The following is a 15,417-nucleotide window of genomic DNA, read 5'->3' as shown; positions in this document are numbered from 1 at the left end:
TGGGAACACCGACGCAATCAAAGTGGAGCCCGCATCAAATGGATGTTCTCAACCGAGCAAGCCCGCGCCAAACTTGCCAAAGCATACCCAAACCCAATCGCCAAAGAGTCATAATCTCTGTGCAGAGGTACTAGTCGCGGAAGCGCATGCCGTCCAGCAACCCGAAAATATTTGCTCCCGCCGATCCGTCCTATCAGAGACAATACAGAGGGCACGATGATCCGTTCTATGCTGATTGCAGCGCTGTTTCTGGCAGCATCCACACTTCACGGCCAGGCCGAGGAGAAATTCTTCGGGTTCACGGTCAAGGGCGAACCGGTGAACCCCGTCTGCCTCGAACATATTCACCCCTGGCTCAGCGACACGGACATCATCATCAAGTCGATCATTCTCGACTATTGCCAGGACAGCAACTGGGCCTTCCCCTTCAACCCGATCAAGGTCGACGGCGATCTGGTCTCGACCGTGATCAAGGGCGTGGAAGATTCCGAGATCCAGTCGAGCACGTTCAGCTATCGGGTCGTCGGCAAGACGGACAACGGCATGTTCATCCTCGAACTGCCCGCCAATAACGAAATGGCCGCCTACACGATCACCGAACAGACAATCAAAAGCGATCTTTTCGAACCGGACCCCACAAAGGTGAAAATCCTGACGCAGGTCTCTCTTTCGTCTGTCTTCTGTGTGGAGAAGGCCTGGGTGAAGGGCAACACGGTGTTCGTGCAGAAGCATGTCCGCGATGAGAATGCCCTGCGTTCAGGAATGTGCACGCCGAAGATGGAGACGGTGTCTTACGATGTTGCGCCGTGATGGGTGCACGCGCATCAACAACGATTCATCCAATAGTCCCTCTGTATGGGACAGGACCCTTCGAGGCCCATTCCGCTTCGCGTCTTGGGGCGCCTCAGGGTGAGGGAGTGTGGGGCGCTCGCAGTGCCACAAGCACACGCGCAGCAAAGGGAGATTGGGGCACCCACACCGCCACACACTCCCCTCACCCTGAGCACTTTTTCGGCGCAGCCGGAAAAGCCTCGAAGAGTCCGTACCAATCGCTGACATCAGCCCTCCAGCCTCGCAACAACCGAGCCAGCTAAACTATTCCCCGCACCGCGAAAAAATGCTATTGCATTGCGGAAAGTGCGAGGTTTCTCGGAATGTTTCTGCCGAAATGCGATAGTTATGACGCGCTGATTGCCGATTTCCACTGGGAAATTCCCAAGAAATTCAATATAGGCCGGGYCGTTGCAGACGATTGGGCGGAGCGAGAGCCGGATCGTCTGGCGTTGCAGCATTTCAGCCCGGACGGCGCTCATCGCGACCTGACCTATGGCCAGCTGCGCGACCGGTCCAATCAGCTTGCCAATGGCCTTGTCTCGCTCGGCGTCAAGCCTGGCGAGCGCGTGGCGATCCTGCTGCCGCAGAGTTTCGAGACGGTCATCGCCCATGTCGCCATTTATAAGCTCGGCGGCATCGCGCTGCCGCTGGCGCTGCTCTTCGGCGCCGATGCCCTGGAATACCGTCTCAGGGATTCCGGTGCCGCAGCCGTGATCACCAATGACTTCGGCTATGCCAAGCTCGACCCGATCCGCAAGCAATTGACCGGCCTGCGCCAGATCATCCTCACGGGCGGCGCCATTCGTGCCGATACGCTGCCGTTCGACGCGCTCTGCGATGCCCATCCGCCGCTCTTCGCGGTCGCCGACAGTTCCAAGGATGATCCGGCGCTGATGATCTACACCTCGGGCACGACCGGACCGCCCAAGGGCGCGCTGCATGCGCATCGCGTGCTCGCCGGCCATGTGCCGGGCGTGCAGATGGCGCAGGAATTCATGCCGCAGCCGGGGGACAAGTTCTGGACGCCGTCCGACTGGGCCTGGGCGGGTGGCCTGCTCAATTGCCTGCTGCCCGGCCTGATGCTGGGTGTTCCGGCCGTCTGCTCGCCGGCGCAGAAATTCGATCCAGACCTTGCCTATCGCATCATGGCCGAAATGGGCGTCACCAATGCCTTCATCCCGCCGACCGCGCTCCGGCTGATGACGGCCATCGACCGGCCGCTGGAGAAATATGCGCTGAAACTGCGCGCCATCGGCTCCGCCGGCGAATCGCTCGGCCGCGAGACCTATGAATGGGCGAAACGCACGCTCCGCATCACCGTCAACGAATTCTACGGCCAGACCGAGTGCAATATCGTCCTCGGCTCGATGGCCTCGCTCGGCGTTACCCGCGCCGGCGCCATCGGCCGCGTCACCGCTGGTCATACCGTGGCGATCATCGACGACAAGGGCCGCGAACTGCCGCGCGGCACGGCCGGCCAGATCGCCGTCAAGCGCCCGGATCCGGTGATGTTCCTGGAATATTGGAGCAATCCGGAGGCGACGGCGAAGAAATTCATCGGCGACTGGATGCTGACCGGCGACCAGGGCGTCATGGATCGCGACGGCTATGTCGAGTTCTTCGGCCGGGACGACGACGTCATCACCTCGTCCGGCTACCGCATCGGCCCGTCCGAGATCGAGGATTGCCTGCTGTCGCATCCCGCCGTGCAGCTCGCTGCCGCCATCGGCAAGCCCGACCCGATGCGGACAGAGATCGTCAAGGCCTATGTCGTGCTCAAACCCGGCGTCGCGCCGTCGGCGAAGCTGGCCGACGAAATCGCAGATTGGGTCAAGCAGCGCCTCTCCATGCATGAATATCCGCGTGAGGTGGAATTCATCGACGCCCTGCCGCTGACCACGACCGGCAAGGTCATTCGCCGGCTGCTCAGGGAAAAGGCGATTGCCGATGCTGCAAGTGCTGCGCCGAGGCGGGCGGCGCAGCGATAGACTGTCTCGCTATGCGGCCTTCAGCGCTCTCGCGACCGCCGTGCGGATGTCCGGCAACGTGAATGGCTTGCTGACCACGTCGACGATCTTCTCCATCAGATCGTCGGCGCGCTCGCGCTGCTCGGCATAGCCGGTCATCAGCAGGATTTTCAGGTGGGGATTGCTGGCCGAAGCCTTGTGCGCCAGTTCGATGCCATCCATGACGGGCATGCGGATATCGGAAAGAAGCAGGTCGAAATTGCCGCCCTGAAGCGCTTCGAGGCCCTCGGCGCCGTCGGCACATTCCACCGTGTCATGGCCATCCATTCTGAGTGCGCGCGCCACAAAACTGCGGAGCGAGTCCTCGTCTTCCGTGATGAGAATGCGTGCCATTTTCTTAACCCCGTTTTAACGTCTGGGTCGAGTGAACACCATCGGCTCTTTGGGAATGGTAAACGGCCGCGTTAACGGAGGCCGTAAATGGCTTTATGCTTGCCCAATCCTTTACGCGTCGCCGGTGACCACGCCGACGAAAGGCAGCTCGCGGAAGGCATAGGCAACGTCCATTCCGTAGCCGACGACGAAGTGGTCCGGGCACTCGAAGCCGACATAATCAGCATTCAGATCGGTCTGGCGCTTGCCGGTCTTGTCGAGCAGGACGGCGATCGAAACATGGCGCGCACCGCGCTCGAACATCAGGTCCTTGGCGAAGGTAAGCGTCCTGCCGGATTCGAGGATATCGTCGATCAGCAGGATGTCGCGATCCTTCACTTCGCTGTCTATGTCCTTGACGATTTTTACGCCCTTCGACGTCGTACCGATGCCGTAGCTGGACAGCGTGATGAATTCCACTTCCGGCGCCAGCCCAACATGATGCAGCGCGCGGATCAGGTCGGCAGCGAAGATGAACGAGCCCTTGAGAATAGAGATCACCAGCAGGTCCTTGACCGGGCCGGCGGCGATCTGGGCTGCGAGCTCCTTGTTGCGCCGGTCGATCACCTCGGCGGTGAACAGCGGCTCTATGGTCTTGCCGCGAATGACATGCATGAGGGAACTCCGATCCGTTAAAAATCGGTCCCCTAACATAAGACGTCTAGAGACGCTCGGGAATTATTGAAAGATCGCTGGATTTTCCACCGGCGAGCCGGAAGCGGCTGCCGAAGGGAATGGTGACACCGGGGCCGATCCGGTCGACCGGCAGCACGATGGTGCCGATGATGTCGCCATGACTGCCAGCGACGATGGCAAGCCGCGGCGCATCGATGATCCTGCCGGACGTGTTGCGGACAGCACCGGTGACCATCGCCACCTTCATGCCATTGGCATCGACCGTATCGATCGAGGTGTTGACGAGCGAGAAAGGGGCTTCGGAGGCATCGGCGGAAGAGGCGCCAAGCGCCGAAAATCCGCCGCAGAGCCAGAATACAGCCAGAACAGCCGAGGTCAGCAGTGTCACGAAAGCCTGGGGCGAAAGCCCGGCCAGCCGCTTCTCGACAACAGCCGCAAGCCGGCCGCCCATTTGGGCCAGGATCGGCAACACGCTGGTCTCGCGAACCGGCTGTCTTGGCGGCGGATTGTCGTTGACGCGTGCCTGCGGCCGGGAACGAATAGCGACGACTTCGAAGACCGCATCTTCGATCTGGGTCGCGCGGACCGGGCTTGTCGGCCGGCGCCGCTGGGCGGGGTCGGGCAGCAGAAAATCCTGCGGTTCGATCGTCCGGGTCGCGGTTCTCTTATGGGTCTGCATTGGCGCACTTCCCCGCCGCATGCGGAAGGCTATCCGGTACGGCCATTGATGTTGGTCTTTACCGAAAGTAAACTGATATGGTTAATGCTTCGCAAATCAGCGCAATTTCCAGGAATCCCTGAAGGCAGGACAAAACATTGATTCATTTCGAAAATGTTGGCCTGCGTTACGGCATGGGGCCGGAAATTCTGCGTGACCTGACCTTCGACATCCCGAAAAAATCCTTCCAGTTCCTCACCGGCCCGTCTGGCGCCGGCAAGACCAGCATGCTCAGGCTGCTGTTCATGTCGCTCAAGCCGACGCGCGGCCTGATCAAGGTCTTCGGCCGCGAAATTTCCACCATTCCGCAATCCGAATTGCCGATGCTCCGGCGCCGGATCGGCATCGTCTTCCAGGATTTCAGGCTGCTCGATCACCTCACGACCTATGAGAATGTCGCCCTGCCGCTCAGGGTACGCGGCAAGGAAGAGTCGACCTATCGCAGCGATGTACTGGAGCTTCTCAAATGGGTCGGCCTTGGCGACCGCATCAATGTACTGCCGCCGGTGCTCTCCGGCGGTGAGAAACAGCGTGCGGCGATTGCCCGCGCGCTGATCGACCAGCCGGAACTGCTGCTCGCCGACGAGCCGACAGGCAATGTCGATCCGCATATGGCCCGCCGCATCCTGAAGCTTTTTGGCGAGCTCAACCGGTTCGGCACCGCAGTGGTGATCGCCACCCACGACCTGGCGCTGATGGACCAGGTCGAAGCCCGCCGCATGATCCTCACCTCGGGACGGCTCGACCTCCATGACTGACACGAGCCCTGCCGCTCCCAAGGAAAAGACCGCGCCGCGCCGCGAAATGGCGCTTCGCCGCACCGCCTCGATCGTGCCGCAGCAGAGCGTGCAGGGCCGCGCTTTGCTTGCCGTGGTGATCATCATGTCGTTCCTGGCCTGCCTGACGATCGGCGCCGTCAGCATGATCCGCACCACGGCAGCGTCGTGGCAGAGCCAGATCTCGCGTGAAATCACCATCCAGGTGAAGCCCGACGACAAGATCGACATGGAAAAGACGCTGATCGATGCCCGTGCGCTCGCACTCAACTTCGTCGGCACCAAGACCGGCACGATCATGGACAAGGAGGCGACGGCGCGGCTTCTGGAGCCCTGGCTCGGCGCCGGCCTCGATATCGACGAACTGCCGGTGCCGCGATTGGTGATCATCACCATCGACGACCAGAATCCGCCCGATTTCAACGCCATGCGCGCCGAACTCAAGAAACGCATCCCGCAGGCCTATCTCGACGACCACCGCACCTGGGTCGACCGGCTGGTGTCGATGGCGCGCACCACCGTGATCATCGGCTCGGCCGTTCTGGGCCTGGTCTTCTTCGCCATGGTGCTGACGGTGATCTTTGCCACGCGCGGCGCGCTCGCCGGCAATCGGCACATTGTCGAAGTGCTGCATTTCGTCGGCGCCGAATCGTCCTTCGTGGCGCAGGAATTCCAAAAACATTTCCTGATGATCTCGCTCAAGGGATCGCTGACGGGAGCTTTGCTGGCCGCGCTGTGCTTCGGCGCCGCCGGCTGGTGGCAGACGCGCAGCCTGGCCACGCCGGAAAGCGACCAGGCAGCAGCACTGTTCGGCTCGTTCAGCATCGACTGGACCGGCTATGCCGGCATTTTCCTGACCATGCTGGTGATCGCGGCATTGACGACTTTGACGGCACGGTTCACCGTGATGCGTACGATTGACGAGATCGACCATATCCGGTCCGATCCGGGGCGGCTCGACCAATATCAGGGATAATGCTGTAAGGGCGGAACGCCCCTTTCCAGCCCAAAAGTTTTGGTAGCATGTTTGGGATGTTGATGAACGAGGCAGATGTCGGCGAACGGATGACGACGGGGCGGAATTTCAGCCGCAGCCGCATCGTCCGGGTTGTGCGCTATTTCCTGCGCATCATCGGTTTCGCCATTCTTGCCGCAATCGTCGCCTTTGCCGGCGGGTTCCTCATCTTCTATGCGCAAGTCGCCTCGATCCGGCCGCCAGTTGCTCCGAAGGCCGATGCCATCGTCGTGCTGACCGGTGGCTACCAGCGCATCGATCTCGCCGTGCAGTTGCTCCAAAGCCATGCTGGCCAGCGGCTGCTGATTTCCGGCGTGAACCCGGCAACCACGGCAAAACATATTCGGGTCCTGACGCGCAGCTCGGCGGGTCTGTTCGAATGCTGCGTCGACATTGGCCGCGACGCACTCGACACGGCCGGCAATGCGACGGAGACCGCGCATTGGATCAAGGGTCATCACTACAAGACCATAATCCTGGTCACCAACAATTATCACATGCCGCGCAGCCTCGCCGAAATCCGCCGCGCCGACAGTACGTCGGAATTCATCCCCTATCCGGTCGAGCGCGAACTGTCGCTCTCCGACATCAGCGACAATCCGATGCTGATCAAGACGCTGGCGTCGGAATATGTGAAATATCTGCTGGTCGAAAGCCGCGGCTGGACGGGGGTCAGCATTTAGCGGGGATCGCGGTGCCCCCCTCTGCCCTCCTGAGCTTTTGTCGAAGGGCGGGCATCTCCGCCTCAAGGGGGGAGATTGCGCGGGCATTTTTCGAACAGCACCTTGAGGTCATCGGGCCGTCCGGAGCGCACCATCAGAACCAGATCATTACTCGCGTCGGTCATATCTTATCTGTCATGCATACGCATCCTTGCCGCTCGTTGCCTCCGCGGATAGGAGCGGCAAGGGAAATTGCTAGACCGGCGAGACGTTCGGGTATAGCACCCGCGCTCATCGACAGTCGGTCCCGAAGGAGTCACCATGCGTAGCGCCATCCATAAAAGTTTTGGCACGCCGTCCGAAGTCCTGACCCTCGCCGAAAGCCCCGTGCCGCAGCCCGGCCCCGGCGAGGTCCGGATCCGGATGACGCTCGCAGCGATCCACAATCACGATCTCCTGACCGTCGCCGGCACCTATGGCTACAAGCCGGACCTGCCGGCCATCGGCGGCAGTGAGGCAACGGGGACGGTCGACGCGCTGGGCGACGGCGTCCAAGGCCTCAAGCCGGGACAGCGCGTCGCCGTCAGCGGCGTGCGCGGCGCCTGGGCCGAATATTTTTGCGCACCCGCCGCTTCCGCCGTTCCCTTGCCCGATGCAATATCCGACGAAACGGCCGCACAACTGCTCGCCATGCCGCTGAGTGCCCTGGTACTACTCGAATTCCTCGCCGCGAAGCCCGGCCAATGGGTGATCCAGAACGCCGCCACCGGCGCGGTCGCCAAGGTGCTGTCGATGATTGCGAAGACGCGCGGCATCCATGTGGTGAACCTCGTCCGCCGCGAGGAAAGTATCTCGGAACTCCATGACCTTGGCATCGGCAATGTCGTCTCGACCGACGCAGCCGGCYGGCAGGACGAGGTGGGCAAAATCGTCGGCACGTCGTCCATCAGCTTTGCGATCGACGGCGTCGGTGGCAAGGCTGCGGGCGAACTCATGGCGCTTGCGGGCGAAGGTGCGACACTCGTCTCCTTCGGCGGTATGTCCGGCCAACCGCTGGAAATCTCCGCCGGCGATCTCATCTTCAAGCAGGCCGTGGTCAAGGGTTTTTGGCTCGCCAAGATCATCAAGACCACGCCGCGCGAAGAGATCGGCCGCTGGATCGGCGAACTCGTGCGGCTGGTGGCCGAAGGCAGGGTGACGCTGCAGGTCGGCGGCATCTTCGACCTTGCGGATATTGCCAAGGCAGCCGAGGCGGGTGCGGCATCGGGGCGTGCGGGGAAGATTTTGGTGCGGGGGTGAGTTTTGTCGCGGCTTGTTCAGCCGTGCCGCCGAACGACGCCTCCGCTCAAAGCTTCTCTCCAGGCAACCGGCTCGCCTGCTCAATCCACGCCGTCAGCAGCGCTTCGTCGATCGCATCGCCCTCACGGATATCGAGATAGCGCACCTCCTTCTGCTTGGACGTGCCCGGCGGCACGGGATCGAGCGACGTGCCGCGGAAAAAGGCGACCTTCACGTATTTCGCCAGGCAATGAAATCCAAGGAACCAGCCCTGGCCTTCAAGGCCATAGAAGGGCGTATTCCACTTGATCGCCTTCTTCACATCGGGAACGGCCCGCTCGATCAGTGCGTCGAGGCGCAAGCCGATATCGTGCTTCCAGCCAGGCATCGCAGCGATATAGGCCTGCACCGGCCCATCACCCTCGCCCTTGGCGATCTCCGGATTGCCACCGGAAAGCAATTTCGGCTGTGCACCGGCCTGTTTGGCCGATGCCGTTTTCGCTTTCTTTGCCTTGTCAGGCGTCTCGCCGGACATCGCTGGCCTCCTCAGGCGCTCCTGCTTCGCCATTTGGCGGTATAGGGCAGCGCGAACATATATAGACCGCTGAACAAGAGCAGGAAAAGCGGCGGAAGCGGGGAATAGACGATCCAGGCCGGCGGCTGGCCGACCAAAGCCATGGCGACGAAATTGGCGATCACCGTCAGCGTGAAGATGATCGACAGCCAGCGATGCAGTTGCCGGATAGAGGCATTCCAGTTCATTGATCTCTCCTTCAGGAATAATAATGGCGCCGCCGAATGTCAGTCCGCGCGGCCCGCCACCTGCTCCAGTTTTTCCAGGAATTGCTGCCATCCGGCCTTGGCGCCGCCATAGGCCTGCTTCTGGCCCGGGCGGAAGCCCGCCTGTTCCATGCGCAGATGCGTGCCGGTGCTGGTTGGCGTCAGCGTCAACGTCACCACGCTTTTGAGGTCATAGGCCGCATCCTCATGTTCGTAGTTCCAGGTATAGGCGAGCTTCCGGTTCGGCTCGACGGTCAGCACCTCGCAATCGAGCACGCCGCCCCATTCGCCACGAAGATTGAAGCGATGGCCGACCATGGGCTGGAAATCGTTCTTCATCAGCCATTCCTCGATCAGATGCGGTTGGGTCAGCGCCCGCCAGATTTTCTCCGGCGGATGCGGGATGTCGCGCTCGACGACGGCGGTGAGCACTTCAGGCGGTACTGCGTTCATTGATCCATCCTTTTCAACAGGTCTTCAAGGTCGTCGAAACGGTCTTCCCAGAACCCGGTCATCTGCTTGGTCCAATCGACCAGCGGGGCGAGTGCCGCACGCTCGGCGCTGTAATGCGTCTGCCGCCCTTCATGGCGGTCACGCACTAGGCCGGCCTGTTTCAGCACCCCGAGATGTTTGGAGACCGCCGGCTGCGACACGCCGGCCCGCGCCGTCAGCGCCGCGACCGTCTGCTCGCCTTCGCGACACAGGCGCTCGAAAATCGCCCGCCGCGTGGGATCGGCGAGGGTCTTGAACAGCATGTCCTGGATATTTTCCATCTCGAATTCATAACCCGTTGGCTATGAGTTAATCCATAACCGACGAGCTATGAATTCGTCAAGCGGAAATGTCGCCGCCCGATTGCCATCGGCAAGCCTGCCTCCGGCCGACTGCAGAAGACGAGAGTTCCGTCTTTCGCTTGCTGTCTTCATCGGTTAAGGAAGGCGCTGTCGCTTGCGCCGCTTTCGGAATCCTGCCGCATGGTCTATTTGCGTTCCGCCCTCTTCCAGGTCACCTTCTACCTGGCCTTCATCGTGCAGATGATCATCTTCACGCCGTTCTATTTCCTCCTGCCGCGCAAGATCGCCTATCACATCGCCAAGTTCTGGTGCCGCGGCAATCTGTTCATGGCCGACAAGATCGCCGGCATCAGCTACGAGATCCAAGGGCTCGAAAACCTGCCCAAGGGCGGCTGCATCATCTCGGCAAAACATCAGTCCTTCTGGGACACGTTCGCAATCGTGCCGACCTTCGACGATCCCGTCTTCATCCTCAAGCGCGAGCTGATCTGGATTCCACTCTTCGGCTGGTACCTGGCCAAGCAGCGGATGATCGCCATCGACCGTTCCGCCAAGGCGCGCGCCATCCCGAAGATGATCGAACAAGCCAACGAGGCGATGGCGGAGAGCCGCCAGTTGATCATCTATCCCGAAGGCACGCGCAAAGTGCCTGGCGACAAGCCGGACTACAAATACGGCATCGCCAAGCTCTACACCGACCTCAATGTCCCGGTCGTGCCCGTCATTCAGCATGCCGGTCTGTTCTGGCCGCGCAAGAGCTTCCTGCGCCGCGCCGGCCATATCGTCATCCGCATCCTGCCGCCCATCCAGCCCGGCATGAACGCGCGCGAATTCTTCCTGCACCTGGCCGATTATACCGAGCGCGAAAGCGACAGGCTGCTGGTCGAAACGGTCGCCRCCAATCCGCAGGTGCCGCTGACGGAGATCACGAAGAAACGGCTTGCTGAATTGAAGGGGTCTCAGCCGAGCGCCTGATAGAGGCGCAGTTTCTCGCCGACCTCTTCCATCCAGGCATCACGGATGCCGAGCGAACGCAGATGCTCGACCGTGTTGAGCACATAGTCGATGTTGCGTCCTGATTTGCCGACCGCATTGGCGGCGATACGCGCCGCGTCGTCGATGGTCAGGGCCGGCGCATATTGCTGGTGGTCGCGGTCGACGATGTAGGTGATCGCCGTTGCCCGCCGGCCATCGGCGATGCGGATCGGCAGGAAACGTTCGAGATAAACGTTTGTCACCAGTTCACGCTCACGCAGATAGGCGACGACCTCAGCGCGATTATCAGGATGCACGCGATAGGCCGCGCCCCTGCAGGCGCCGCCGCGATCGAGCCCCAGGACCAGGCCGGGATCGAGCTCGGTGCCGCGATGCACCCAGGAATGGATGCAGAGCGCACGGTGATAGCCCCTGAGCACGGCAAGATGCCGCTCCTCGAAGGCAAAGCCCGGGTTCCACATCAGCGAACCGTAGCCAAATACCCAAAATTCGTCCATATCGGCAGGCATTGGCAAGGGCGACATCTGAATCCGGGCAGTCTGGGAGCATTGAATGACAGCAGAGGCGAGCGCCGCATCTTCACCGGCCGGACGAAAAATCCGGCGGCTCGGCATAGCGGTGGTGATCGCCGTCGCCCTTTATTCCGCCGGCTGGTTCTATGTTGCAAGCAAATTCCAGGATTTTCTCGGACAATTCGTCAATCGCGAAAGCCCGGGCAAGGTGAGCTTCACCTGCGCCAACCTCTCCACCGGCGGCGCGCTCTATCTCTTCCGTTTCGGCATCGGCTTCACCTGCGAACAGACCGGCGTCACCGATCCCATCAGCGGCGCCGAAGTCAAGGCCGGCCCGGTCCAGGCCATGGCACGCGTCTACAATCCCGGCTTCGTCAATGTCGAGCTTGCCGGCCCGGCGACCGCGACGCTGGAAGACGGAACCACCGTGACGGCCAGCTGGAAGAAGCTCGGCTCATCGCTGCATGCCGGCCTTTCCGGGCTGCAGGAGCTGTCGCTGCAAGGCGATCTGCCTTCGCTGAAGATCGATTCCCCTGCTTTCGTCGGTCCATTCGACCTCAAAGTGAAGGAGGGCGAATTCCATACGCGGCAGAACAACGGCGATCTCGATCTCGCGGTCATCGCCAACGATTTCGAATGGCTGGACAAGGATGGCACCGCCATCGTGCCGAAACTGTCGACCAGCGCGGATCTGACCGTCTACGGCAAGGCCGCAGCACTGCAGGGCAAGCCGATCCGCAATCCGATGAAGGGCGAGATCCGCGCCTTCAAGATCGCCACGCCGGACGGGCTCTACGGCGAATTGTCGGGGCCGTTCACCGTCGACGAGAAGGGCTATATCAACGGCACCTTCCGCACCAGATTCGAGAAGATCGACCTCTGGGACCAGAAACTGCGCGCCCTCTTTCCGGACGCGCAGGACACGATCGGCGCCGTCGCGGCCCTGCTCAAGGGGCTTGCCAAGGGCGGCGATACGGTGACGGTCAATCTCAAGGTCGAACGGGGCGATATTTCGCTCAGCTTCATACCGCTCGGCAAACTGCCGCGGATCTGAGGCGTGCCTCTCCTTTGATCTGAGCTAGCAGGTTGAGCACGACATCCGGACGCGAAATGGCGTCGCGCCCACGGGGGTGAGCAGCGACAAATGGCGTAGCCCTCAGACACCCGTCTGACACCGGTGTCGGACGGGTGTCGACATACAGAGACGGAGACACAGACTGAGACGGAAAACGAGACGGAAAACAAAACCAAACAAAAACAAAACTTGAAACCCCGCCTTCAATCAAGGCCGCCCCCAGCCGAACCGTTGCCTAGCTCTGGAATGCAAGCAGGCGGACAGATGGGAGTAAGGAAGACAAGAGCCGTGTGGACCGGCGAATGGTCTGCTTTGCCTCTCGCCAAGACGCCAGCAAATTGTCGACGCGTCGCGTTTGATAGTCCAGCGCTGCAGCAACCTATCGGGGTCACTGCAGATCCAGCAGCCTTTCGAGATATTCCTTCTCGATAATGCTCGCCGGCCCGTCGCCAAGCTTGCGGCGGATGGCGTCGAGAATCTCGCGGGCGCGCTGCACGTCGATCTGGTCGGGCACCTTGACTTGGTCGTCGACATCGGCGCCGAGCTGGCCGGAGCGGCGGCCGAGCGGGTCGTTGCCGTCGGTCTGTTCATTGCCCGGCATCGGCATCATTTGCTGACCCTGCCGGCCGTTCTGGCTCAGCTGCTGCATCAGTTCGCCGGCACCCTTGCGCAATGCTTCGAGCGCGCGCCCCTGGGCATCGGCGGAGCGCTGGCCATCCGGCTTGCCAAGCGCCTCGTCGGAATTCTTCATCTCCTTGCCGGCATCACCGAAGCCGGGCGTTGGTTTCAAGCCGAGTTCCTTCAGCTTCTTGCCGAGACCGTCGAGGTCCTTTTCAAGGTCCTTCTGCCGCGCCTGCATGTCCTTGAGCGCCTTGCGCAGCTCTTCCGTGGTCATCTTGTCTTCGGGAGACTGCTTGCCGGGATTCTTCTGCGCCTGGTCACCGGGCTGCTGCTCGGTCAGCGGCTCGTCGTTCAGCCCTTGCTGGTCCTGGTCGCTTTGGTCGCCGCGCTGCATCCGGTCGAGCAGCTCCTGCTGCGTCCGGTGCGTGTCCTCCATCAGCTTTTCCTGCTTTTGCATCAGCTGGCCAAGCTTGTCGATCTGGTCGCGCATCGGATTGTTTTGCTGCTGCTGATTGCTGCGCCGTGCCGTCTGCATGTTGTTGAGCATGCGCTGCATTTCCGACAGCAATTGCTGGGCCTGGTCTCGGGCGCCGGAACGCGCCAGGTTTTCCAGCTGGTTCATCATATTGTCGAAATCCTGGGCACGCATCATCCGCTGCGCCTGCATCGACAGCTGGCTCGGATCGCCATCCTGCATGCGCTTGGCCAGCTCGGCGAGATAATCCTTCATCGCCTGCTTGAGCTCGCTCATCAGCTTTTCGATCTCCTTGTCGGAGGCGCCGCGTTTCAGCGCTTCGGAAAGCTTGTCCTGGGCATTCCTCAACCGCTTCTCTGCCGAGGATAGGTCGCCATCCTCGATATAGCGGGCGACATCCCAGAAATAGGCCGAGGCATCGGTCAGGTCCTGGACGCTCCGCGCCAGCCGCAGCCGATCGCCCACCGATTGCAGAAGCAGGTAGTAACTGACATTCGGGATCGTCTCGTCGGCCCGGAAGCCGGCCGCATCGTTCAGTTCCAGCGCCCGCGGAATCTGGCGGATATCCAGGCTGAACACCTGCCGCTGCTCGGCGATCGAGCCGGCGAGCGGCTCGGCGAAGAAGCGCGCCGGCAGCACGATCTCCTTGGTTTCGCTGCGGCCTTCGAGCCCTGCGGCATCCTTGGCGACAAGCGTGATCCTGACCTTCTTGCCGGAAAGCGGGTTTTCCGTCAGATCGCGGCTCGATGTTCCCTTGAGGTCTTTCGGATTGCCGCCCGGCAGGTCGAGCGGAAAGGCTGGCGGATCGAAAAGCGGCGCCGCTTTCGGATCCTGCTCCACCGGCACGATCTCGGCGCGCGCCTCGGTGACGCCATAGTCATCCTTGGCCTCGAACGCCACGTCCAGGGCACCGTTGACGGCCCGGCCCGGCTCCTTGGAGAAGACGATTTCGGGGTTATGATCGGGCGTGATGGTGAAGGCATATTCGGTATTGCCCACCGAAATCTTGCCGTCACGGACAAGCTTCAGCTTATAGCTGGCGCTGGTCGCGGGCGTTGCGGTTTCGGCGGCATCGGCCTTCGCCGTCTTGTCGGCCTTTTCCGGCTGTAGCACGACGGCCTTGTCGCTGTCGGGCAAAGTGAAAGTCACCGCATCGCCGGCCCCGTCGCCGCTGATCCGCACCGTCAGTTCGGAAAATTGCGGCACCCGGATCAGCTCGTCGGGCGCCCTGACCTGGGAACCCGAAAGATAGATCGGCGCGACACTGGTATAGGCGGGTGGAGTCACCCAGGCATCCACGCGCGTGTTCGCCGCGGCCACCTTTGGTCCGGAATAATCGAAGGCATCGGCAACCCGGCCGCCATAGTTCGACCAGGAGAAACTCCAGCCGACGACCAGGAGCAGCACCACGGCGGCGCGGAGCGCATAGGGATCGTGGCGGGCGATGTCAGGCGATGGCGGACCGCTGTCGATCGCCTTGATCCGCTCGGCCATGCGCGCCTGGTGTGCCTTCCACAGGGCTTGCGCATAGGGGTCGTCGCCGGCAGGCATTTCCGTCTGGACGCTGATTGCCTGATGTTGAAGCCCGCTTCTCTCCTCCAGCCGGCGATCGACCGCCGAGCGGGCAGGCCATTGAAAGCCGCGGAACCTGTAGAGCGCAACGACGAAGGCCAGGAGAAACAGGAGAGTGGCAGCGATCTTCAGCAGATCAGGCAGGAAACGCCAGAGCCCGAACCAGCTGACGATCAGGAACAGACCGGCGACACCGAGCACCGGCAGGGCCGCCACCAGCAATCGCTCGGCCGCCATCACCGAGAAAGCTACTGCACGCATGCCGGCGATCCGC

At 61.6% G+C, this 15,417-nt stretch carries 17 protein-coding genes; 8 read left to right on the top strand and 9 right to left on the bottom strand.

Going from position 1 to position 15,417, the window contains the following annotated elements; all coding sequences use genetic code 11:
• Positions 1-216: 216 nt before the first annotated feature.
• Complete coding sequence (locus AC1DYF_RS32220) at positions 217-810, top strand: hypothetical protein (RefSeq protein WP_477881892.1); 594 nt, start codon at positions 217-219, stop codon at positions 808-810.
• Between the two features lie 344 nt (positions 811-1,154).
• The gene (locus AC1DYF_RS32215) at positions 1,155-2,822 is read left to right on the top strand and encodes an AMP-binding protein (protein WP_477881890.1); all 1,668 of its coding nucleotides are present in this window, start codon (positions 1,155-1,157) and stop codon (positions 2,820-2,822) included.
• Between the two features lie 9 nt (positions 2,823-2,831).
• Here AC1DYF_RS32215 and AC1DYF_RS32210 read toward each other — a convergent pair whose 3' ends face one another.
• The 3 genes from AC1DYF_RS32210 to AC1DYF_RS32200 form a co-directional block, all read right to left on the bottom strand.
• Positions 2,832-3,194: a response regulator gene (locus AC1DYF_RS32210; RefSeq protein ID WP_477881888.1), complete on the bottom strand. Its 363-nt coding sequence runs from the start codon at positions 3,192-3,194 to the stop codon at positions 2,832-2,834.
• A 111-nt stretch (positions 3,195-3,305) separates the two neighbouring features.
• Entirely contained in the window at positions 3,306-3,848 is a 543-nt protein-coding gene (hpt, locus tag AC1DYF_RS32205; protein WP_477881886.1) for a hypoxanthine phosphoribosyltransferase, read from the bottom strand.
• A gap of 46 nt (positions 3,849-3,894) precedes the next feature.
• Entirely contained in the window at positions 3,895-4,548 is a 654-nt protein-coding gene (locus AC1DYF_RS32200; RefSeq protein WP_477881884.1) for a hypothetical protein, read from the bottom strand.
• Between the two features lie 137 nt (positions 4,549-4,685).
• Between AC1DYF_RS32200 and ftsE the strand changes: the two genes are divergently transcribed.
• From ftsE to AC1DYF_RS32180, 4 genes are all read left to right on the top strand, one after another.
• Positions 4,686-5,345: a cell division ATP-binding protein FtsE gene (ftsE, locus tag AC1DYF_RS32195; protein ID WP_477881883.1), complete on the top strand. Its 660-nt coding sequence runs from the start codon at positions 4,686-4,688 to the stop codon at positions 5,343-5,345.
• Complete coding sequence (locus AC1DYF_RS32190; protein ID WP_477881881.1) at positions 5,338-6,339, top strand: cell division protein FtsX; 1,002 nt, start codon at positions 5,338-5,340, stop codon at positions 6,337-6,339. The genes ftsE and AC1DYF_RS32190 overlap by 8 nt, the downstream gene beginning before the upstream one ends.
• 62 nt (positions 6,340-6,401) lie before the next feature.
• Entirely contained in the window at positions 6,402-7,061 is a 660-nt protein-coding gene (locus AC1DYF_RS32185; protein WP_477881879.1) for a YdcF family protein, read from the top strand.
• A gap of 300 nt (positions 7,062-7,361) precedes the next feature.
• A complete protein-coding gene (locus AC1DYF_RS32180; protein ID WP_477881878.1) occupies positions 7,362-8,339 on the top strand; it encodes a zinc-binding dehydrogenase in 978 nt (325 codons plus the stop codon).
• 46 nt (positions 8,340-8,385) lie between these two features.
• Here the strand turns inward: AC1DYF_RS32180 and AC1DYF_RS32175 are convergent, their stop codons facing one another.
• Genes AC1DYF_RS32175 through AC1DYF_RS32160 form a run of 4 tightly spaced genes read right to left on the bottom strand, consistent with a single transcriptional unit; the run spans position 8,386 to position 9,871 of the window.
• The gene (locus AC1DYF_RS32175; protein WP_477881877.1) at positions 8,386-8,853 is read right to left on the bottom strand and encodes a DUF1801 domain-containing protein; all 468 of its coding nucleotides are present in this window, start codon (positions 8,851-8,853) and stop codon (positions 8,386-8,388) included.
• 11 nt (positions 8,854-8,864) lie between these two features.
• Positions 8,865-9,080, bottom strand: coding sequence for a hypothetical protein (locus tag AC1DYF_RS32170; protein ID WP_477881875.1), 216 nt, complete (start codon positions 9,078-9,080; stop codon positions 8,865-8,867).
• A gap of 39 nt (positions 9,081-9,119) precedes the next feature.
• Positions 9,120-9,551, bottom strand: a complete 432-nt coding sequence (locus AC1DYF_RS32165; protein WP_477881874.1) for an SRPBCC family protein — start codon at positions 9,549-9,551, stop codon at positions 9,120-9,122.
• Complete coding sequence (locus AC1DYF_RS32160) at positions 9,548-9,871, bottom strand: ArsR/SmtB family transcription factor (protein WP_477881872.1); 324 nt, start codon at positions 9,869-9,871, stop codon at positions 9,548-9,550. The genes AC1DYF_RS32165 and AC1DYF_RS32160 overlap by 4 nt, the downstream gene beginning before the upstream one ends.
• 201 nt (positions 9,872-10,072) lie before the next feature.
• Here AC1DYF_RS32160 and AC1DYF_RS32155 point away from each other — a divergent pair, with 201 nt between their 5' ends.
• On the top strand, positions 10,073-10,867 hold the full coding sequence (locus AC1DYF_RS32155; RefSeq protein WP_477881870.1) for a lysophospholipid acyltransferase family protein: 795 nt from the start codon (positions 10,073-10,075) through the stop codon (positions 10,865-10,867).
• Here the strand turns inward: AC1DYF_RS32155 and AC1DYF_RS32150 are convergent.
• A complete protein-coding gene (locus AC1DYF_RS32150) occupies positions 10,852-11,397 on the bottom strand; it encodes a gamma-glutamylcyclotransferase (RefSeq protein WP_477881897.1) in 546 nt (181 codons plus the stop codon). The two genes, AC1DYF_RS32155 and AC1DYF_RS32150, sit on opposite strands and share 16 nt — an antisense overlap.
• Positions 11,398-11,440: 43 nt before the next feature.
• Between AC1DYF_RS32150 and AC1DYF_RS32145 the strand changes: the two genes are divergently transcribed.
• Entirely contained in the window at positions 11,441-12,454 is a 1,014-nt protein-coding gene (locus AC1DYF_RS32145; protein ID WP_477881868.1) for a DUF2125 domain-containing protein, read from the top strand.
• A 409-nt stretch (positions 12,455-12,863) separates the two neighbouring features.
• Here the strand turns inward: AC1DYF_RS32145 and AC1DYF_RS32140 are convergent, their stop codons facing one another.
• The gene (locus AC1DYF_RS32140) at positions 12,864-15,404 is read right to left on the bottom strand and encodes a TIGR02302 family protein (protein ID WP_477881867.1); all 2,541 of its coding nucleotides are present in this window, start codon (positions 15,402-15,404) and stop codon (positions 12,864-12,866) included.
• Between the last annotated feature and the right edge of the window lie 13 nt (positions 15,405-15,417).

The sequence above is a fragment of the Rhizobium sp. P2_G9 genome, assembly GCF_056403475.1.
Note: the sequence above shows the minus strand (reverse complement) of the source record. Positions and strands in the feature narration are given on the sequence as shown.